Genomic DNA, 20,409 nt, shown 5'->3' with positions numbered 1-20,409 from the left:
AAGCCACCCCCTGGTGAGGCATGAGTAGTTTCATTGTCTCACAAGGCAGGTGGCTCTATGCGTTTTTGCGGGCTTCGCTTTTTCGCTTACAGGATGGTCGCGTGTACTTCCTCGCCGAGCATCTCCTTGATGCGGTTGTTCTCGTCCATAATCGCCACGCGCGGCTTGTGGGTACGCGCCTCTTCATCTGTCATCAAGGCGTAGGCGATAATGATGACGATATCGCCTTCCTGCACGAGACGAGCCGCTGCGCCGTTCAGGCAAATCACGCCGCTACCTGGCGCTCCTTCAATCACATACGTTTCCAGACGGGCACCGTTATTGTTGTTGACGATTTGCACTTTTTCATTTGGTAAAATATCCAGTGCATCCAAAATATTCTTATCAATAGTAATGCTGCCTACATAGTTGAGGTTGGCTTCGGTCACCGTGGCGCGATGGATTTTTGCCTTCATCATCGTGCGAAACACAGGCATTTCCTCCCTTGTCGTTCTCGAAAATATATCCGCTGGTCGACGAGCGATCAGCGAATCGTGGCAATCAGGTTGTCAATCAAGCGCGTCTTGCCAAAGCGAACGGCAAGTGCCACGATAATCGCTTGCCCGGACGTTTCGTTTTCTACAGGCTGCAAATCGGGATAGCGCAAAATCTCCACATAGTCGATCTCGGCGAGCGGCTTGTCCGCAATCATCCGCTTGATGCGCTCTTTGATCTCTTCGAGGGGCAGCCCCTCCTCCAGCCATGCGGATGCCTGCCGCAAGCTTTGCGAGAGAACGAGAGCCTGCGCGCGCTCTTCCGCCGACAAGTAGACATTGCGCGAGCTCATCGCCAGCCCATCCGCTTCCCGGACGATCGGGCACGGGATGACTTCGACCGGAATGGACAAATCCTTGACCATTTGCGTGACGACCGCCACCTGCTGGGCGTCTTTTTGCCCGAAAAAGGCGTAGTCAGGCTGAACGATCGAAAACAGCTTCAGCACGACCGTCGATACCCCGTCAAAATGGCCCGGACGGGAAGCGCCGCACAGCGGTGCCGTGACATGTGCGACCGATACCTTCGTCAGGATCGGGGTGGGGTACATCTCCTCGACGGACGGGGTGAACAAGAGATCGACTCCCGCTCCCGCCGCCATCTGGCTGTCGCGCTCGATGTCGCGCGGATAGCGCTCAAAATCTTCGTTGGGGCCAAATTGCAACGGGTTGACAAAAATACTCATCACCACCAGGTCGCATGTTTCCCGAGCCGCTTTGACCAGACTGAGATGACCTTCATGCAAAAAGCCCATGGTCGGCACAAACCCGATCGTTTTTCCCTGGCGGCGTGCCGCTTTGATTTCCGCGCGCAATTCCTTTATGGTAGATACTTGCTGCATCGTCTGAATCATACCCGGGTCACTCCTTCCCCGTACAGCTCCTTGATCGTTTCTTCGGACGCATGGAAGACGTGCTCCGGACCAGGAAAGCGGCGAAGCTCGACTTCCTGGATATACGTCGCTACCGCTTCGCGGATGGACGTGCCGATGTCAGCGTAGCGCTTGACAAATTTCGGAGTCAATTGGGACGCATAGCCAACCAGATCGTGGAACACCAGCACCTGACCGTCGCAGCCAGGGCCAGCGCCGATGCCGATGACTGCAATCTCCAGCTTTTCGGCGATCATTTTCGCTACTTCTTCCGGCACGCACTCCAACACGATGGCAAAGGCGCCTGCCTGTTGGATCGCCAAGGCGTCGGCCAGCATTTTTTTGGCCGCTTCCACATCTCGCCCTTGCACCTTGTAGCCGCCAAGCTGATGCACGGACTGCGGCGTGAGGCCGATATGCCCGACGACGGGGATACCTGCCTGCACCAGACGGGTCATGAGTGGCGCAAGCTCGCTTCCGCCCTCCAGCTTCACCGCTCTGGCCAGTCCCTCCTGCATTAGTTTGCCCGCGTTTTTGATCGCTTCCTCAACCGTTCCGTGGTAGCTGAGAAACGGCATGTCCGCGACTACCAAAGCGCGTTTGGCCGCCCGCGTGACCGCCTTCGTATGATGGAGCATGTCGTCCATCGTCACAGGCAGGGTGGAGTCGTAGCCCAAAACAACCATTCCCAGCGAGTCGCCAACCAGAATCATGTCTGCGCCAGCCTCTTCCACCAGCTTCGCAGACGGGAAATCGTAGGCCGTCACCATCGAGATCGGGATGCCCGCTTGTTTCTTTTTGCGGATGTCGGAAGTCGTGACTTGTTTGGTCATTTGCGTCTTCTCCTTTTTCGCGCCAAGCTTCGTGGATGGAGAGGAACAAAAAAACCTTCTCGCTCGAATCGAGGAGAAGGTTGTCCATGCCAAAGAGACATACTTGTCATAAACGGATTCCTTCTGTCTCGGTCCACAAAGGCTCTGAGCAGATTTTTGTCCTTGCAATTGCCTTCATACAAGCATGATGCCAAAACTACGCCGGGAGTACCGTTCTCTCCGAGATACAGCCTCCCGTTTTGAGTATAACAAATCCTCTATCCCTTTGCACGATAATTGACGTCTGCCGAATACACTTTGTGAATCTGTCCCGCGCGATCCTGAACCATGAGGACGCCTTCTTCATCGAGACCGATTGCCTCGCCCTCCAGCTTTTGCGAGATCGTCTGTACCGTCACCCAGCGGCCGATCGAATAGGAGTTAGCTTCCCATTCTTGTTTCACCCGCTGGAAGCCCTCCCGCAAGTAGTGGTCGTACTCTGCCTCGAAAATTTGGCAAAACCGCTGGATAAACGCGACGCGCTTGACCGGTTTGCCCGACTCGATGCGCAAGGAAGTGGCAATCGCAAGCAGCTCTTCCGGAAAATCAGCCTGCACGCTGTTGGCATTGAGGCCGATGCCGATGACCAGATAATTGACCCGATCTGCTTCGGCGCTCAACTCGGTCAAGATCCCGCACACTTTTTTATCGCCAATAAAAATATCGTTCGGCCATTTGATTTTGACAGGCAATCCGGTTTCTTCCCGTATCGTCCGGGCGACGCTCACGGCTGTCAGCAAGGTCATTTGCGGCGTTTTCGGCAAGGGAATCGCAGGCCGGACAATCAGGCTCATCCAGATGCCTGTCCCTTTGGGAGAGTGCCAGGGACGTCCCAGTCTCCCCTTGCCGCCCGTCTGCTGCTCCGCCAACACAAGCGTGCCTTCCTCCGCCCCTTTTGCCGCCGCTTCGTGCGCGAGCGGCTGTGTCGAGACGACCTCGTCGTGGGCGATGACGTGCTGCCCAATCCTTGTGGTAGCAAGCCCCGCCATAATTTCGGCGGCGGACAGCCGATCCGGCGCGGCAAGCAGGCGATACCCCGACTTGCGTACCGCCTCGACCTCATAACCGTCCCGCCGCAGCTCCTCGATATGCTTCCAGACAGCCGTTCGCGAGCAGCCGCACATCTGGCTCAATTCTTCGCCAGAGATGAAGCGTCCCGGCTGGTCGCGAAATGCTTGAAGAATGACTTGTTTAATGTTCATCTTGCGCAACCTCTTTCTGTGCAGCTTCGATCAGGGCCTCCGGCGTATTCGGCAAGCCGTGGAGGGCTGTTTGCACCAGCAGCGCCCGAAGCACCCGGACAATCCACTCGCCCGCTTTTTTTTGCAGCGCGACTTGCAGGTCAAGCCCTGTTACAGCCAGCTCCTTCAACGTTTTCACAGGCATGGCCCGGTACTTTTCTGCCAGTGCCTGCATCAGGCTGTGCGCCTGCTCTTGCCGATTCCACCAGCAGCCCTGCAATATTACGGCAAGCTTTTCGCAGGTGTCCCAGCCTGCGTCAAGCAGCAGCTGTCCCCACTCGACCGTCTCGGGAGCGTCCCATTTCGGCTGCACGCGGCGCAAAAGCTCCACCAAGCCGACGATCGCCTCCGTCTCCCGCTTGGACATCTTCAACAGCTGGCAAACCGCTTTGGACTCCTCCACGGTAAAACGGGCCGCATACAGCAGGAGCGACCATTTTTGCGGCAGCGTGTTGACATGGACAATCCGCCAGGACTCCGCAGCCGCCTCCCGAAACAGCCGCTGCAAGACAGGGGCGTACGCGAACAGCCCGATTTCGTGAATCAGCGCACAGCCGATTTGCGGCGAATCGCTGCCGAGCATTTTGTTCAGCTCTTCCCGGACGCGCTCCACCGCGATATGAGACAGGAGCGGAGCCGTCTTCCGCATGGCCGCAAGCGTTTGCTCCTCCAACGAAAAGCCAAGCTGGGCGGCAAACCGAACGCCTCTTAGAAGCCGCAGCGCATCTTCCTGAAAACGCACAAGCGGCTCGCCCACGGCCCGAACCAGCTTGCTTTCGATATCCGCCCGCCCGCCAAACGGGTCCTGTAGCTCTTTGGCGCGGTTCATCGCCATCGCATTCATCGTAAAATCCCGGCGCGCAAGGTCCAGTCTCAGCTCGGAAACAAACCGGACATCAGCAGGACGGCGATAGTCCTCGTACTTCCCTTCCGTTCGGTACGTCGTCACTTCAAAAAACTGCCCTGCGATTCTCACGGATACCGTTCCATGCTTGAGTCCGGTCGGGACGTGATCGGGAAACAGGCGAATGACGTCGCCAGGATGGGCATTCGTACATATATCTATATCGTGCACAGGCCGAGACAGCAGCCAATCGCGGACACATCCGCCGACATAATACGCTTCAAAGCCGTGATTCTCCAACGTTTCCAGAATCCGGCTTGCCAGATCAAGCGTCATGTCACCCCCCCTTTCTCGCATGGTCCACCTGATTCCATATGGAGGCGATACACATGAGATTTTTGTATGGGCTCTTTATTTTGGTATCCAAGCTGCACCAGCTGGCGAAAAGCAATCTGTCCCGTCCGTAACCGTTTCGTCTGCGTCTTCCCAGGCTCTACCCGAGCAATTGCGCATACAGCGCCTCGTAGCGGGAGGCAATCGTCTCGTGGCAGAACGTTTTGCAGGAACGCTCGATGCTGTTCGCGGAACATTCACGATACAGCTCGTCGTTTTGCAACAGGCGAATCGCTGCCTGCGCCATGCCCTCGACATCCCCGATCGGGCGCAAAAAGCCAGTGACGCCGTCGACCACTACTTCGGGGATCCCGCCAGCAACAGTCGCCACAACCGGCACGCCGCAAGCCATTGCTTCCAGCGCGACGAGTCCGAAGCTTTCCTTCTCCGACGGCAACAGCATCAGGTCCGCCATGGACAAAACCTCTGCGACGTCTTCCTGCTTGCCGAGAAAATAAACGTCGTCGGTCAGATTTTGCTCGGCAATCTGCTTGCGGACTACGCCCATTTCCGGCCCTTCGCCAATCAGGATCAAACGGGCAGGCATCGCCTCCTTCACCCGCGCGAAGATGTCAATGACATCAGGAACCCGCTTGACCGGGCGGAAGTTGGAGATGTGCATGAGGATTTTTTCTCCGTTCGGCGCGAACACCTTTTTCAGTTGCTCGACTTCTTTAGGATAGTAGCGGCGCTTGTCGACGAAATTGTACACAGGAACGATTTCCTTTTCGACGTTCAGCAGCTCTTTTGTCTGTGTAATCAAATCGTTGGAGACAGCCGTCACCAGGTCGCTGCGCTCGATTCCGAAGCGAATCATGTCGCTTAAATTCGAGTCGTAGCCCAGAACGGTAATGTCTGTCCCATGCAGGGTAGTCACGATCTTCAAATGATCTCCGACCATCTGCTTGGCCAAAAAAGCGCACAGCGCATGCGGCACGGCATAATGCACATGTAATAAGTCCAGTTTTTCCGTTTTGGCCACCTGCGCCATCCGGTTGGCCAGCGTCAAGTCGTAGGGAGGATATTTGAACACATCGTAATGATTCACTTCGACTTCATGGTAAAAAATATTCGGGTGGAAAGCGCCCAGGCGAAAAGGCATCCCGCCCGTAATAAAATGCACCTGATGCCCCCGCTCCGCCAGCAGCTTGCCCAATTCCGTCGCCACCACCCCGGAACCTCCCAGCGATGGATAGCATGTTATCCCGATCTTCATTTCGTAGGGGTCACTCCTTCTCACAAGCTGGTCAATACATACGGCGCGGCGCCGACAAATCCTTCGGCATAACGGACGCCTGCCTGCTGCCCAAACATCCGCTCGCGATACTCGACGGATTCAAGGTATCCATTGGTGAGCGGTGTTGGCACGCTGCCCTCTTCCAGCTCGAACTGGCTGCGGTAGCAACGGAGAACTTCCATTTTTTGCGAAAAAACCGCCGTGATATCCACCACGACCTGCGGTGTTGCCGTTGTATTAATAAAATAGTACAGAAATTGAGCAGGGCGATACGCCGCCAACTCCGGATCGGGCATGTACCTGCGGATGCCCGCGTTGAAGATGGCCTCGCGCGCGATGCGGCTTACGCTCTCGTGATCGGGATGCCGATCAGAAAAATACGGGGCGAGTACCGTGCGCGGACGCGTCTTCCGAATCAGCTCCGCTACGCGCGCGATGGCTTCCTCTCTCACAGCCTCCAGCCCGCGGTCAGGCAGTCCGAAATTGTAGCGTGCCGCGACCCCGAGCAGTTTGTCGGCCGCAGCCGCTTCCTCTTGTCTGCGTTCCACCGTGCCGTTGGACGACAGCTCGGCGTAGGTCAGATCGAGAATGCCCACCCGTTTACCGGAAGCTGCCGCCAAAAGCAGGCTACCTGCCGCCCCAATCTCCACGTCATCGGGATGGGCGCCAATCGCCAAAATGTCGAGTGTACTCATGCTTCGCTCTCCTCGTGCAGCACGTCGCGCCAAGCCAGCTCTCCCCGCTCCAGCGCCTTGAGCATGATCTCCGCTGAGCCGAGATTGGTGGCAAACGGTATTTTGTGCACATCACACAGGCGCAGAAGCGCGATAATATCCGGTTCGTGCGGCTGCGGGGTAAGCGGATCGCGCAGGAAAATAATCAAGTCCATCTCGTTGCGCGCAATCATCGCCCCGATCTGCTGATCGCCGCCCAAGGGACCGGACAAAAATCTGGTGAGTTTCAGCGAAGTGGCATCCATGATTCTTCCGCCCGTCGTTCCTGTCGCGTACAGCTCATGCTGCGCCAGAATGGATTCGTAGGCCATGGCCAACTGGACAATCTCTTCCTTCATTCGATCATGGGCAATCAATGCTATTTTCACGAGAAACTCTCCCTTATGTCTCGATAGAAATCGCTTTTTTAATCAAACGTTTAATCAATTAAATGTTCCAAACCGTAGATCAATCGATCCAAACTCATGACCGCCTTAATCGCCAAGTTGACTCCTGGCATAAACGATTCGCGGCTGATCGAGTCGTGGCGAATGGACAAGGTTTGCCCGGTCGAACCGAACAACACTTCCTGATGGGCGACCATACCCGGCAATCGCACACTGTGGATGCGGAAGCCCTCGTACTCTGCTCCCCGTGCGCCGGGAATCGTCTCCGCTTCTTCCGGGTGCCCCTGCTTCATCTCCCGACGCACCGCGGCGATCATTTCTGCCGTCTTCAAGGCTGTACCGCTCGGCGCATCCAGCTTGCGATCATGGTGCAGCTCGATGATTTCCACATGCGGCATGTACTTGGCTGCCATCGCCGAAAATTTCATGCACAAAATCGCGCCAATCGCAAAGTTCGGCGCGATGATGGCGCCAAGCCCCGCCTCTTTGTAGCGCTCGGTCATTTCTTCCAATTGTTCCGGCGTCAACCCTGTAGTCCCCACTACTGGCCGCACCCCATGAGCCAGACACAGCTCCATGTTTTGGTAGACGCTGTGCGGTGTCGTAAAATCGACGAGCACATCCGGCTTCATCTCTTCCATCTGTCTGGTGATTTCTGCGGTGGCGAGACGGGTATCCAAATGCCCGGTGTAGATCAACTGCGCATCCTGCGCCAGCATTTTCACCACTTCCTGGCCCATGCGGCCATTTGCGCCTGCAACCGCTACGCGAATCTGTTTATCCATTCTGCTTGTTCTCCTCAATTCTTGTCCAGCGATCTTTATCGCGTGTGTTGAATTTGTGCATAATACGATCAAATGCTTCTTGCAAGTCGATGCCCAGCGAGTTCGCGAAGCAGATCACGATGAAGAGCACGTCTCCCAGTTCTTCTTCGACGGTTTTCTCGGCTTCGTCCTTCTTCTTGGGCTTTTCGCCGTAATAATGATTGATTTCCCGTGCCAGCTCCCCGACTTCTTCCGTCATGCGAGCCAGCATGGACAGCGGCGAAAAATATCCTTCTTTAAATTGCGATATGTATCGGTCCACTTCCTGCTGCATGTCCTGCATCGTTTTTTGCCGTTCCATTCGCCCACTCCTTTTGGTTTCATCCTGTTCTCTTTTTCCTATCGTACACAAAAAGGCTGCGTTTGCCAAATCTCAATACGCGATCTTCCAACATATGGACAATCAAATCATCGTTCCTTTATAATGGCTTTCGTATGGCCCCCGATCATGACGATTTCGCCGTGCTGCTGCACACCATGTCGGACGTAAACACGTCGTTTTCGCTCCGGCAAAACAGGAGGACACTATGAACATACGTTGGAAAAGCATCATCGCTATCATTATCGGTTCTGCCATTATGGGATTCGGCATCAATGCCTTCAATATCCCCAACCATCTTGCCGAGGGCGGCATCACCGGAATCAGCATCTTAATCAAGCTGTTGTTTCCCGCCGTGGACCAAGGGATCGTATTCTTTGCCTTGAACGTGCCGCTGTTCATTTTAGGCTGGAAAATTCTCGGCCGGACTGCCTTTTTTTATACGATTCTCGGGACCGTCTCGCTCTCTGTCTTCCTTTCGTTGTTTGACGGCGTATTGCCGCTCGTGATGCAGGATCGTCTGCTCGCATCCTTGTACGCTGGCGTAGCGGTCGGAGTCGGCCTGGGAGTAATCTTCCGCTATGGCGGAACGACTGGCGGCGTGGACATCATCGCCCGATTGCTGCAAAAGTACATGGGCGTAAGCATGGGACGAACCTTGTTTTTTGGCGACATCCTCGTCATCGGCGCCTCGCTCGTCTATCTGAATCTGGAAAGCGCCATGTATACGCTCGTCGTCGTCTTCATTGCGGCGCGCGTCATTGACTTTCTCCAGGACGGCGCCTATGCCGGCAAAGCGTTGACGATCATTTCCAACCACGCGGAAGAAATCTCCCGGCAAATTCTCGATCTGGGCCGCGGGGTTACCCTCCTTGCCGGTAGAGGAGCGTACTCTGGCGAAGAAAAGAAAGTCATCTACGTCGTCGTCGGCCGCAACGAAGTGATGCGCTTCAAAACGATCGTGCAGGAGATTGACCCGCATGCGTTCGTCATCGTCAACGATGTTCATGAGGTGCTCGGCGAAGGCTTCACCCTCGATGAAAACAAAAAGCCTTTGCATGAGTAAGAGTAAAGGGGACGACAGCCATCAGGCTGGCGCCATCCGAAAGCTATACGAAAAAACCTTGCCGAATACGGGCAAGGTTTTTTCGTTGGTACTTCGGGCTTTCAGGCAGAGCGAATCTCTCCCTGGTATTTTTTCCAAGCCACGTACGCCAAGGCAACGACCAGGGCGATGGAAATGGAAAGCAGAATCGTCAGAGGCGAATCAGGCCGCATCATCAAGTAGCCAAAGGTATTTTTCTCTTCGCCGACAAACGCCGTCTGGATCGAGCCGTTCAAATCGCGCAATGCTTCTCTGACAAGCTGCCAATCCATTTGCGCGTTTCGCAGCTCTTTGGCAATGACGTCGTACGCCGCAGAAATAGAAGCAAGCTGCTCCTCCGGCAGTTGAATGCTCATTCCCGGCTTGATCGCCAAAAACAGGCGGTAGTTCTCGTCAAACTGTTCGCGAAACTGGCTGTAATTGCGCTCCACAGCCGATTGCTGCAAATTTTGCACCTGGGTCACAAGGGAGGGATAATAACTGCGCCACATCGGCTGATGCTCGTGCGTCAGCGCGTCAATTGCCACCCGAACCTGCGTAGCGTGCCACAACAGTTGTTGCTCGCTGACGTTCGTGGCGGCAAAGCTTTTTTTGGCCGCCAGAATCGATTGGGTAACGGCGTTCAGACTTTCAATCCGAATCGGATAGGTCAAATGCTGGTTGGGAAACTTCTCGGCCAACTGGAGAATTCGCTGCTGCGCTCCTTCGAGGTCGCCTTTTTTGGCGTAGGTCAAAAATTCATTCGCGATCTGATCCAGCGCCACTAGCTGCTGCTCCTCGATCGGCTGGTTCAGCTTCGAGTACAGGCTGTGGATCGGCCACGACAAAAACAGCCCGATCGCGAGAAAAAACAATAAAAAGCGGATGTTTTTCTTCAACGAAAAAAACCTCCTTCCCCTAGTACAGCCTATGGAAAGGAGGACAAGATTAGACCTTGTTTATCGTGTGCTTTGCGTTTACCAGCCAGATGACGGATATGGAAATCAGGCTGAGAAGTACGGTAAACAATCCTACAAAGCCTTCGTATGGATCAAGCACACTCGGCAACCACGGATGAATGTCCATGACGTAATCCAAAAAATCGTTGTTCAGTGTCCACAAGGCAGCGATCCCTACCGGCAGGATGCTTAATTTGTAAAAGCGTGCATACAAAACCGATTCAACCGCCATGCCTGCATGGGAAAAGATCAACATCACATCTGTCCAACGCACTTCATTCCCCATCATCCAACCCGCCAAGATGATGCAGACGGCCCATACACCGTACTTGAAATTCGTGATGCCTGCCAAGGCTTCTAGTACCGGGATATGGCGACCCAACAAGTAGGTAAGGAGTACCAGCGTAAATAGTCCACTACCTGTCGGGCTGTCTGGAACAAAAGGAGTCAAGTACGCTGGCGTCTCTGCCAGTTGGTTTTTATACCAGATGAATCCGTATATAGTTCCCAGCAGGTTTACGATAAACAGCGTCCATAGAAACCATCTTTTCCCCAAAGAATGTGTAAACCACTCCCATATCCAGATCATGTTTATCGTCTCCCGCTGTGTACGCCGCTAAAGAAAAAGCTGACCGCATCGTCAGCCAGCTTTTTCCCTATTAGCTTATTTCAAGGTTGCCATGTATTCAGCCAGCTTGGCGATTTCCGCATCATCCTTGATTAAGCCGCCTGGCATTGCAGGTGGTTTCCCGTTTTTGATGATGTCGGCAATCTGCGTTGCATCGTATTTTTCACCGATCTTTTGGAGATTGGGTCCCATGCCGCCCTCCATGTTTTTGCCGTGGCACCCCATGCAGCTTGTTTGCGCTTTCCAAACCGCATCTGCCGTAAAGCTGGAATCAGCAGGTGCAGGAGCCGCTGCGCTGGAGCCGGAACCAGCACCGCCAGCATCTTTGCCGGACGGATGTTTGAGGGAGTGCTCGTGATCCGCAGCCCACGTCAGGTAGAAAATCCCTACAAGAGCGGTCATCATCAAACCGGTCGCTACCGGGCGTTTGGAAGGACGACGCTCTTTGCTTGTATCCAGCCAAGGAGCAAGCATCAAAGCACCAAATGCGACACCTGGTACAACGATGGTACCAAAGACTACCCAGTCGCCTGCAGCCCACGGGTATTTCAGCATTTGGTACAGAAACAGGAAGTACCAGTCTGGCAAGGGAACGAATGACGTATCATTCGGGTTTGCCTTGTCAGTCAGCGGCGACGGGTGGGAAACCGTCAGCACGAGGAAGCCAACCAAGCAAACAGCTGCCACCATCCACTCTTTCAGCAGAAAGTTCGGCCAGAACGGCTCTGTTTTTCCCGGAAAATCGGAGTAGGATGGAGAAATGTTAGGGATACGCTTCGCCGATACTCGGGAATCTCCGACGAAGGTAGCATCTTTGTCTTGTTTTGCCATGCTATTTCCTCCTTTTTATCGAAGACCGATTATAGTGGACCCGAGATCCCTTGCGAACGAATCATCACAAAGTGCGCTCCCAAAAGGCCGAGCAATGCGCCAGGCAGGAAGAACACGTGGATCGCGAAGAAGCGGGAAAGCGTTTGCGCACCGACGATGTCTCCACCGGTGAGCAGCATTTTCGCGTAAGGACCGATGATGGGAACGGAGTTGGCAATCTCCAGACCTACCTTTGTCGCAAAGTATGCGGTGTTGTCCCATGGCAGAAGGTAGCCTGTGAAGCCCAGTCCCAACATGACGAAGAAAATCAGCATGCCCACTACCCAGTTCAGCTCGCGAGGTTTTTTGTACGCACCTGTAAAGAACACGCGCAACGTATGTAAGAACATCATCACGATGACCAGGCTCGCGCCCCAGTGATGCATACCGCGTACGATTACCCCGAACGCCACTTCGTTCTGCAGGTATTTGACAGACTCATATGCGTTGATAATGTCTGGCACGTAATACATCGTCAAAAACATCCCAGACAAAATTTGAATAACGGTAATAAAGAACGTTAGGCCCCCAAAGCAGTAAACGAAAGCAGAGAAGTGGTGTGCCGGGTTCACGTGCTCAGGTACTTCATGGTCGGCCAAGTCACGCCACATCGGAGTGATATTCAGGCGCTCATCGACCCAATCATACATTTTTTGCAACATATCAGCCGTTCACCCCCGGACGAGGATTTGCCTTTATCTTACCCAAATACAGCTTGCCGTCCTTCACTTCTGTTTCATACTCATCAAGAGATGCCGTTGGTGGTGTCCCCAGAATGTGCTCGCCGTTAATGGTATAACGGCCCAGGTGACATGGACAGAAGTACTGATCTGGATGCTCTGGACTGGTGTTCCAGTCAACCGTGCATCCCAAGTGCTTACAGATCGGGGACAGAGCAAGGATTTCACCCTTTTCGTTTCTGGTTACCCATGCAGACAATGTAGATTCGGATTCATACCAACCGTCCTTGGTATGGACCTTAAATTCAACGCGCTTTGGTACAGGACCGAACTCGTCCGGCGAACCAACAGCCACTTTATCTCCACCTGCATGTCCTTGCAGCAAGGGATCCACCGCAAAACGAATCATCGGGGTGATCATTCCCGCAGCGAGGAACCCGCCAGTTCCCATGAGTGCGTAGTTCAAAAATGTACGTCTGGAAATTTCGCGTTTGTCTCCCATCTCTTTTTTCCCTCCTTATCCTGTAAAATAGCGCTACGATGGCGTTTTCATACATATACACTAGGTCAATCCCAATCATAGCTAACGCCTATAAAGATGTCAAGAATGTCCAGTGGACATGACGAAACCCAACCACCGCCTGCGGATAGATTGTTGCCATTTTGTCAAAATTTGCTGCTTGTACCTCCCATTTTCCTGTAGTATGACCGGAAAACGCTTTCTCTATTGCGCACTCTTTTGCTGCCACAAACGAATAATTTCTTTGGTAAACACATCGATCGTCACCTCAAAACGCACAGACGAATCCAAATCTTCTTCCCCGACCGGAAGCAGGAGCGTACATGCCTCTCCCTGATCGTCAAACCGGATTTTGTCCCCCGCAAAGTGCAGACCGATCGAAAAGGCGAAGCCCGGTGGCGTCTTTTGTTCCTGCTCTGCTGCCGCAAACCGATAGCTGAGCGGAAACAGCAGAATCCTCCCCTTCAGGCGCTGTTCGATGCCCGCTGCCACATTCAGCAGGTAGTGCATGCGCAGCGCATGGTCTTTGACCTCGATCCCGTCCCTGTACAAATAAAGAGGGAGCAGCGCGGTGTCCACATAAGGCCGCAGCTCCTCCCAATTTTCCAACTCGTTCACATTCCATTGCATAGAGTCGTCTCCTCTTCTTCGTGCAGATTTACGGAAACAAGCGTACCATGAATCCGCGGAGACTCGCAATATCGCTTCCTAGTAGGGGTCAGGCCTTTTCGTAGGCCATGATTTCCTTCAGTTCGTCGGTCAAACGGATAAACAGCTCCTTGTTTTTCGTCGCCAGCGCCTCATCAATTTCCTGATAAAGCGTCCGCTTGCGGTATTGACGCATTTGCTCGTCGATTACCATCTCGGAAAGCAATCCGGATACCATTTGATTGTTCGTTCCGTACGCGTTGGAATAGAAATTCGGCCACTCCATACCCATCCCTCACTTCAATAAAATAGTCGTTTCCGTAAAGCCGTTGTATTTTCGAAGCCAAGTCTGGCTCGCATAGGTGGCCGTGTACAACCACTGTTCCTGCTCGTCTTGGCCGACTCGAAGCAATCCGAGATGCACCATCATCTTGCAGACGCGATTGACCAAAATATCTGCGGGTGCATCGTAGTAAAACTCCTTGATCCACGCAAGCAGCGTGTTCATCAGCGATTCTTGCCGAACCCAGCCGCCTGCGGCAAGCAGCGGAATCAGCTGGACGAGCATCGGCAAATTGGGGATCGCCCGCTTGTACAATCTCATCCAAAAACGGATCACATCGTGGTAGAGCTGATCGGTGTACGGCTGCTCCAGCCGCTCGCGGCCCGCTTCCGTAATCGCTACTCTTCCTTCCGCTTCCTCAATCCATTTGTGGTAGTAGCAGAAATCATAGAGCAACGAGAAGCGATCCGGGTACACATCGAAGTGAAGCCCGTAGCCAAAGCGCCATTTTTGCGGCAAAAGCGGTTCTTCCTTCACAGACAAAAATTGAAACAACTGCTGCTGATGCCGTTTGTACATGCCCCCTTCGGCCGTGAGCGGAACAGGCTCCTGCTGAAGGAATTGTAAAAATTGCATGATATCGTCGCAAAGGGCCGTTCCTTCATCCCTGTACGCTTCCGGTCCCGGAACAACCAGCGCGTTTTCTTCGCGCCATTGATCCAGCCAGGCTTGTATGTACGGCTCGCGGATGTCCAGCGGAATCTGATACTGCCCAACCGTCTTGCTTTTCGCCGGGAAAATCCATCCTCTTCTCATGGCGGCCGCCACGAACTTTCTTGCTTCTTCCTGTTTCTTTTCTTTCGCGCTGTCCAGAGCGACTCCGGCTTTGGCCAGCAAATCTTCCAGCGACAGGACGGTTCGTTTGTCCAGAAGCAACTGCAGTAAAAAATGCGTTTCTGCCGATGACAGTTGGGCTACTTCCTGGGAGATCGTCAACCGATGGCGCAGACTGGACAAGAGTGAGGTAATCAGCTCGTTTTTGGAATGAGGGTTGCATTCGCATCCGTAGTGGTTGGCAATCTGATGGAGCTGCCGGATATCGGTATACACCAAAATCTCAGCCAAGTTCATCTGTGCATCCCTTCTTTGCGATGGCTTTCTTGTATCCCTCATTCTTACCAATAAGCGGAAAAATAAACAGGAAGCCACATGAGTGACTTCCTGTTCGTCGATTTTTTTTGCAAACATGCGTTTTCGCCTTACTCTTCGTCTGTTTCGGGGTCCCACTGGTCGTGCAGCTGCTGGTATTCTTTGGCCTCGTCATATCGTCCTGCCTGCGTCAGGAGCGCGATCAGGCGGCGAATCTGGTCGAGGTCGAAGCCGGACAGCGACACATATTGCTTCAGCGCATCGATTGCCTGCTCCGTTTTGCCGAGCGACAGGGAAATGTCGGCGGCCAACGGGTACGCGGCGACGTATTCCTCGTCAATCGCCTGTAGCGTGTTCACCAGCTCCATCGCTTCATCCAGACGTCCCACATGGAATCCCATCAAAGCCGCTCCATACAATACTTCCGGCGAGCGGTCGAGTACCAGCGCCTGGCGGAACACCTGGTACGCCTGCTCAAACTGGCCGCTTTGCGCCAGCGAGCGCCCTTTGGTCAACAGCAGGTCCAGGCTCTCATGCCCTGCCTGTTCCAAAAGCTTCAGCGCTACGTCGTCTTCGCCGATGCGAAAGTACAGATTGCCGAGAGCTGCCAAAATGTCCTGATTGTCCGGCTCTTTCTGCCTTGCCTGCTCCAGGTATTTCACAGCCACCTCATCCAAATCCTGCAACGCGTACAAATCGGCGAGCAACAGGTCGAGCTGAATGCTCTCATAGCCTGATTCCTTGCACTCATAGAGCAAATGCTGCGCGGTTTCAAAGTCGCCGGAATCAAGGGCAATCTCCGCGAGCAAAAGCTGGCACTCTCTGCGCAAGGAAGGCGACATGCCCGGATTTTTCTCCAGCACCTCCGACAACAACTGGCTCGCTACTTCCAAATGCCCCAGCCTGTACCAGACTTCGGCCAGATACATCATGACTTCCGGGAGATCTCTCCCGTGCTCCTGGACTTTTTGCAAGGCCGTCAAGCCAAGCTCCACCTCGTCGTTTTCAATCCGCTTCACTGCCTCGTCTATGACATACAGCCATTTTTTTGGCATGGTGTTCACCTCATATGTATTTTGCTTCGGCCGTATTCTGGATGAATAGCCACAAAAGACCGTCCTAGGACGGTCTTTTCATTCCTTTTGATCTTATACCATTATGCACGAGTAAGCCAGCTCATTGTCAACACAGTAATCAAAATCCCAAAGACACTAAGCACGATCAAGTAGTTCGGCTTGGCTGCATCCGCTGTAGTCGGCTTTCCATCCAGCGGCACGATCGAAGCCGTCGCACTCGCAAGCGCGTTGGGCTGGGAAGAAAACGGCTGTGCCTCTACAACGTATGTACCATCGTCTGTTTGCATGGAAGAGGAGATGACCTGTGTCTTTGGCGTATTCATCGCCATCACTTCCCCGTCAATGACGAGGGCATTGGCCTCTGTCGAGCTTGTATTCACATAGAGGGTAAACGTGAACAACAGCAGCAAAAGTACGGCTACACTCGCTCCCATGCGTCGCATTCTGGCTGTTACGCTGAAAATTTTTCTGCCAATCGGGATCGCCCACTGCTCCTCAGACAAGATCCGCGCCATGACCGCATCTACAATGGAACGGGAAGGTGTCACCGAATGATACTCTTCCTTGTCCATCTTCATCCACTCTCCGCTGTCCGACCAAATCTCATAGTCGGAACGGCAGGCATAACAAGAAGCCATATGATGGTCAACGCGGCGCTGCGTCACCTCGGGCAACAGATTTTCGGCGTAGTCAGGCAGAATTTCCTGCACTTCTTCACATTTCATCATCGATTCATCCCTTCAGCTTCATCCAATTGAGGGTCCAGGATGTAGGTTTCCAGCTGGCCTTTTATACTTTGGCGTGCCCGAAACAGCAAGGATTTCACGGAGCTGACGGTCAAATCGAGGATCGTGGCGATCTCTGTGTAATCCATTTGTTCGTACTCGCGCAGAATCAAAGCAGAGCGCTGTTTTTCCGGCAGGTTGTTGATCGCCAGTCTGACCATGCTCTCCCGTTCGTTGCGCAACAACACCTGCTCGGGCAAGGTCTTGGGAGAAGCCGTCGGCACTTGCAGCGTATCGTCCAGATACACGTCGGAGTTGCGGCTTTTGCGCAATTCGCTGAGTACGGAGTTGCGGGCAATCGTATAGAGCCAGGTAGAGAAGGTTGCTTCTACATCTCGGAAAGAATGAATGCTCTTATACGCCTTGTAAAACGTCTCCTGACAGATGTCCTCAGCGATATGCTCCAAATGGGCTTGGCGCAAAAGATGAGTGACAAATGAGAGGATCTTTTTTTCATAACGACGAATCAGTTCAGCATAGCATTCCAGATTACCTTCTTTAATCTCCCGGATAAGCTGGGAATCGGTCATGATCAGGATTACCTCCTTGCGATTCCGATCCCTCAGCGGCCTTTGCTATATTAGACTGCTGGGGATGTAAAAAGTTGCGCGACCTTACGATTCTTTTCTCGTCTTCCTGCGGGAATCCTTCACGAAAAAACCCCCAATTCTGGGGTTAAATGACATAGACGTTGGGCTTTGTGTCGAAAATTCGCCTGCCCATCCCGATTGAAAGGTGAAACTGCGCATTTCGATACATCCATTTACCGTTCGACATAACAGATGTTGGAAGATGCGTTTCGCTAAAATTGAGAATAGTGGAAAGATCATACTTTGTCAACCAGTTTTCCTTTTTCAGGAAGACAATATCAGCGTCTGCTCCCGGTGTCAAGCTCCCTTTTTGGGGGTAAAGCCCGATCGCTTTGGCTATATTTGTCGAAGCGAGCCTGACGAGCAGACAGAGCAGCATTTCCGGCGGACACCATCTCCTGCGACAGTCGATGCGAACCTCCTGCAGGGGGGAAGCGACCGGACAGCTGTCATAGAACCTCTGATACATATATCGGACAGCCCGGTCGGTTGTTTCAGCGGGCAAACGGAAAATGTGCAAAAACGGATCGAATTCTCTGGATGCAAAGGCCGCTGACGAATCAGCAATGACGGTACGCACCTTCCAGTACTTCGTAGCGTCCAGCCAAAGCTGCCGAATGAGATCACGCTGTTCTTGTTTTACGGAAGCATCATTTTGAATGTGCAAATGTACAATCGTTTGTTTAGACGCAGAAAGCTGCCAAAGCGTTTCCCACTGGATTGAAGAAATTTCTTCAGGGCTTCGAATGGTGACGTGAAAAGAAGAGAAGCCGAGCTCCCTGTACCGCGCTACCGTTCTCCCCTCCAGCTGGGCTGCCTCCATCCCCAGGTGCCACGCGTAGTCGAGCGGACTGTTGAAGTGCCTGGTTTGCTGGTATTCCAGCTGCGGCCTGCTCATCCACGGTTCGAGCTGCAACACGTCAACAAAGCTCGTACAGCCGCTCCTGACCCATTCGCGCATGACTTCTATGTATGTCTGTCCCTCTTTTCTTTTATAGAGCGATGGCGTTGGCATTGCAATAAAACCAGGCAAAAGATACATGCCGGACGCGTCTACCTCTTCAAAAACAGTCGTCCCGGTCGCTTTGGGCAAGGTATCCTTGGCGATGCGAACAATTTTTCCGTCTGAGATCCAAATATCTGCCTCTTTGATTTCGTGCGCTGTGACTACGGCTCCCCCTCGAATGACCATTCCTTGCTCCGGCACGCTTGTCCCCTCCTGCCTCTTCGTCGAACAGCTATTTGTACGAGCTTATGCGCAGGATCGGTAAAAAAACACAAAAAAAGACCGCCGTTGATTGTAAGCGCATTCAAACGGCGGTAGCACACGCGTGCTTTTATCATATTGGATAGGAGTGGAGAGAAACCATACTGTAGTTTTATAATAAACGGAATGTAAGCGCTTGTCAAATCATTTTTGCTAAAAGCCGACACCCCCCTCCCGTGGTTCCGGCCGGTTGGCAAGCAGGCAAAAAGAGCCTGCCTCTTCGCGAGGGCAGGCTCCTTTCTCTCTTCTCTACTGCTGGCTGATGAGCGCAAGCAGTTCGTGAAATCCCGGGAACGAGACGTCAATCGCTTCCTCGTTTTCGATTCCCGTCTCCCCTGTTGCCGCCAATCCGGCAATCGCCATCGCCATCCCGATGCGGTGGTCGCCCATGCTGTCGATGACGGCCCCTGTCAGCGGAGTCTCGCCTTCGATTATCATCCCGTCCTCCGTCGGCGTGACGCGCGCGCCGAACTTGGACAGCTGGCTTACGACGGTAGCGATGCGGTCGGTTTCCTTTACCTTCAGCTCCTCCGCATCGCGAATCACTGTCTTGCCCTTTGCCTGCGTCGCCATGACAGCGATCACCGGAATCTCGTCAATCAGCCGCGGAATGATGTCGCCGGCAATCTCAATCCCGTGCAGCTGGGAATGGGTCACGAAGAGATCGGCAACCGGCTCTTCGTTCACAACGCGCTCATTGAGTAGCTCCAGGCTTCCGCCCATCGCTTTGACCACGTCGATGATTCCTGTGCGGCTCGGGTTGATTCCGACATTTTCGATCAACAGCGAGCTGCCGGGAACAACCATGACCGCTGCGATCAAAAACGCCGCCGAAGAAATGTCGCCTGGTACGGAGATAGCCCGTCCTGTCAGCTTTTGCCCGCCTTCCACAGACACGGTCAGACCGTCGCGGACGACAGAGACGCCAAATGCTTGCAGCATACGCTCCGTATGGTCGCGAGACAAATGCGGCTCCGTGACGCTGGTCACGCCGTTTGCCTGCAAGCCCGCCAGCAAAATCGCCGACTTGACCTGTGCGCTCGCTACCGGAGACTGGTAGGCGATTGCCTCCAACTTGCCGCCACGAATGGAAAGCGGCGTAAACTCCCCGTCTTTTCTGCCGTCGATCTTCGCGCCCATCTGGCGAAGCGGTCCGACTACACGCCGCATCGGGCGCTTGGCGATTGATTCATCGCCTTCCAGCACCACATGAAACGGCTGTGTCGCCATAATTCCGGCCATCAGCCGAATCGTCGTCCCGGAGTTGCCGACGTCGAGATGCTGGGAAGGCTCCTGCAGACCGTACCAGCCTTTCCCGTGAACAGTTACCTTGTCGCCTTGCTGCTCAATCTCGATGCCCAGTCGGCGGAAGCAACGGATGGTGCTCAGGCAGTCGGCCCCGGGCAAGAACCCTTCAATCGTCGTGACCCCTTCTGCCAGCGCACCGAACATGACAGCGCGGTGCGAAATGGATTTATCTCCGGGAACACGCACGGTCCCTGTTATTTTTTTGGCTTGACGAACTCGAAGCACAGTTCCACTCCCCTTTTTTCACTTCAGCAATTAGTCATGCTGTGAAGCGTCTTCGTTGTAAAGTGTGTTGGCACGAAAATCC

Annotated in this window: 24 protein-coding genes; 1 reads left to right on the top strand and 23 read right to left on the bottom strand. The window is 53.7% G+C overall.

Going from position 1 to position 20,409, the window contains the following annotated elements; all coding sequences use genetic code 11:
- Positions 1-86 precede the first annotated feature (86 nt).
- The 10 genes from panD to ACTHO6_RS03205 form a co-directional block, all read right to left on the bottom strand.
- Positions 87-470 carry an aspartate 1-decarboxylase gene (panD, locus tag ACTHO6_RS03250; protein ID WP_440239283.1) on the bottom strand — a complete coding sequence of 128 codons (384 nt, stop codon included), beginning with the start codon at positions 468-470 and terminating at the stop codon, positions 87-89.
- 53 nt (positions 471-523) lie between these two features.
- On the bottom strand, positions 524-1,387 hold the full coding sequence (panC, locus tag ACTHO6_RS03245) for a pantoate--beta-alanine ligase (protein WP_440239281.1): 864 nt from the start codon (positions 1,385-1,387) through the stop codon (positions 524-526).
- Positions 1,384-2,238, bottom strand: coding sequence for a 3-methyl-2-oxobutanoate hydroxymethyltransferase (panB, locus tag ACTHO6_RS03240; protein ID WP_440239278.1), 855 nt, complete (start codon positions 2,236-2,238; stop codon positions 1,384-1,386). Before panB ends, panC begins: the two co-directional genes overlap by 4 nt.
- A gap of 257 nt (positions 2,239-2,495) precedes the next feature.
- Positions 2,496-3,479 (bottom strand): biotin--[acetyl-CoA-carboxylase] ligase, encoded by a 984-nt coding sequence (locus tag ACTHO6_RS03235; protein ID WP_440239275.1) that lies wholly within the window; start codon positions 3,477-3,479, stop codon positions 2,496-2,498.
- Positions 3,469-4,698, bottom strand: a complete 1,230-nt coding sequence (locus ACTHO6_RS03230; protein ID WP_440239273.1) for a CCA tRNA nucleotidyltransferase — start codon at positions 4,696-4,698, stop codon at positions 3,469-3,471. Before ACTHO6_RS03230 ends, ACTHO6_RS03235 begins: the two co-directional genes overlap by 11 nt.
- Positions 4,699-4,855: 157 nt before the next feature.
- Entirely contained in the window at positions 4,856-5,971 is a 1,116-nt protein-coding gene (gene bshA, locus ACTHO6_RS03225) for an N-acetyl-alpha-D-glucosaminyl L-malate synthase BshA (protein ID WP_440239271.1), read from the bottom strand.
- Positions 5,972-5,991: 20 nt separating this feature from the next.
- Positions 5,992-6,687 carry a bacillithiol biosynthesis deacetylase BshB1 gene (bshB1, locus tag ACTHO6_RS03220; RefSeq protein WP_440239269.1) on the bottom strand — a complete coding sequence of 232 codons (696 nt, stop codon included), beginning with the start codon at positions 6,685-6,687 and terminating at the stop codon, positions 5,992-5,994.
- Positions 6,684-7,094, bottom strand: coding sequence for a methylglyoxal synthase (locus tag ACTHO6_RS03215; RefSeq protein ID WP_440239267.1), 411 nt, complete (start codon positions 7,092-7,094; stop codon positions 6,684-6,686). Before ACTHO6_RS03215 ends, bshB1 begins: the two co-directional genes overlap by 4 nt.
- A gap of 50 nt (positions 7,095-7,144) precedes the next feature.
- Entirely contained in the window at positions 7,145-7,897 is a 753-nt protein-coding gene (gene dapB, locus ACTHO6_RS03210) for a 4-hydroxy-tetrahydrodipicolinate reductase (protein WP_440239265.1), read from the bottom strand.
- On the bottom strand, positions 7,890-8,237 hold the full coding sequence (locus ACTHO6_RS03205; RefSeq protein ID WP_440239263.1) for a nucleotide pyrophosphohydrolase: 348 nt from the start codon (positions 8,235-8,237) through the stop codon (positions 7,890-7,892). The genes dapB and ACTHO6_RS03205 overlap by 8 nt, the downstream gene beginning before the upstream one ends.
- A gap of 226 nt (positions 8,238-8,463) precedes the next feature.
- Here ACTHO6_RS03205 and ACTHO6_RS03200 point away from each other — a divergent pair, with 226 nt between their 5' ends.
- Entirely contained in the window at positions 8,464-9,321 is an 858-nt protein-coding gene (locus ACTHO6_RS03200; RefSeq protein WP_440239260.1) for a YitT family protein, read from the top strand.
- Between the two features lie 101 nt (positions 9,322-9,422).
- Here ACTHO6_RS03200 and ACTHO6_RS03195 read toward each other — a convergent pair whose 3' ends face one another.
- From ACTHO6_RS03195 to aroA, 13 genes are all read right to left on the bottom strand, one after another.
- The gene (locus ACTHO6_RS03195) at positions 9,423-10,238 is read right to left on the bottom strand and encodes a sporulation protein YpjB (RefSeq protein ID WP_440239258.1); all 816 of its coding nucleotides are present in this window, start codon (positions 10,236-10,238) and stop codon (positions 9,423-9,425) included.
- A gap of 49 nt (positions 10,239-10,287) precedes the next feature.
- Complete coding sequence (locus ACTHO6_RS03190; RefSeq protein ID WP_440239255.1) at positions 10,288-10,887, bottom strand: DUF1405 domain-containing protein; 600 nt, start codon at positions 10,885-10,887, stop codon at positions 10,288-10,290.
- A gap of 75 nt (positions 10,888-10,962) precedes the next feature.
- Positions 10,963-11,757 carry a c-type cytochrome gene (locus ACTHO6_RS03185; protein WP_440239252.1) on the bottom strand — a complete coding sequence of 265 codons (795 nt, stop codon included), beginning with the start codon at positions 11,755-11,757 and terminating at the stop codon, positions 10,963-10,965.
- 29 nt (positions 11,758-11,786) lie between these two features.
- Positions 11,787-12,458 (bottom strand): menaquinol-cytochrome c reductase cytochrome b subunit, encoded by a 672-nt coding sequence (gene qcrB / locus ACTHO6_RS03180; protein ID WP_005831250.1) that lies wholly within the window; start codon positions 12,456-12,458, stop codon positions 11,787-11,789.
- A gap of 1 nt (position 12,459) precedes the next feature.
- Positions 12,460-12,978 carry a ubiquinol-cytochrome c reductase iron-sulfur subunit gene (locus ACTHO6_RS03175; protein ID WP_440239249.1) on the bottom strand — a complete coding sequence of 173 codons (519 nt, stop codon included), beginning with the start codon at positions 12,976-12,978 and terminating at the stop codon, positions 12,460-12,462.
- A gap of 222 nt (positions 12,979-13,200) precedes the next feature.
- The gene (locus tag ACTHO6_RS03170; protein ID WP_440239247.1) at positions 13,201-13,626 is read right to left on the bottom strand and encodes a DUF2487 family protein; all 426 of its coding nucleotides are present in this window, start codon (positions 13,624-13,626) and stop codon (positions 13,201-13,203) included.
- Between the two features lie 88 nt (positions 13,627-13,714).
- Positions 13,715-13,930: an IDEAL domain-containing protein gene (locus ACTHO6_RS03165; RefSeq protein WP_025843796.1), complete on the bottom strand. Its 216-nt coding sequence runs from the start codon at positions 13,928-13,930 to the stop codon at positions 13,715-13,717.
- A 9-nt stretch (positions 13,931-13,939) separates the two neighbouring features.
- Positions 13,940-15,058 carry a hypothetical protein gene (locus ACTHO6_RS03160; RefSeq protein WP_440239244.1) on the bottom strand — a complete coding sequence of 373 codons (1,119 nt, stop codon included), beginning with the start codon at positions 15,056-15,058 and terminating at the stop codon, positions 13,940-13,942.
- Positions 15,059-15,186: 128 nt separating this feature from the next.
- Positions 15,187-16,131: a tetratricopeptide repeat protein gene (locus ACTHO6_RS03155; protein WP_440239242.1), complete on the bottom strand. Its 945-nt coding sequence runs from the start codon at positions 16,129-16,131 to the stop codon at positions 15,187-15,189.
- Between the two features lie 101 nt (positions 16,132-16,232).
- A complete protein-coding gene (locus tag ACTHO6_RS03150) occupies positions 16,233-16,880 on the bottom strand; it encodes a zf-HC2 domain-containing protein (protein ID WP_440239240.1) in 648 nt (215 codons plus the stop codon).
- Complete coding sequence (locus ACTHO6_RS03145; protein ID WP_440239238.1) at positions 16,877-17,467, bottom strand: RNA polymerase sigma factor; 591 nt, start codon at positions 17,465-17,467, stop codon at positions 16,877-16,879. Before ACTHO6_RS03145 ends, ACTHO6_RS03150 begins: the two co-directional genes overlap by 4 nt.
- A 145-nt stretch (positions 17,468-17,612) precedes the next feature.
- On the bottom strand, positions 17,613-18,734 hold the full coding sequence (locus tag ACTHO6_RS03140; RefSeq protein WP_440239236.1) for an amidohydrolase family protein: 1,122 nt from the start codon (positions 18,732-18,734) through the stop codon (positions 17,613-17,615).
- Positions 18,735-19,043: 309 nt separating this feature from the next.
- The gene (aroA, locus tag ACTHO6_RS03135) at positions 19,044-20,327 is read right to left on the bottom strand and encodes a 3-phosphoshikimate 1-carboxyvinyltransferase (RefSeq protein ID WP_440239233.1); all 1,284 of its coding nucleotides are present in this window, start codon (positions 20,325-20,327) and stop codon (positions 19,044-19,046) included.
- Positions 20,328-20,409: the final 82 nt, after the last annotated feature.

Source organism: Brevibacillus sp. SAFN-007a, from assembly GCF_051967035.1.
Classification (GTDB): Bacteria; Bacillota; Bacilli; order Brevibacillales; family Brevibacillaceae; genus Brevibacillus.
Note: the sequence above shows the minus strand (reverse complement) of the source record. Positions and strands in the feature narration are given on the sequence as shown.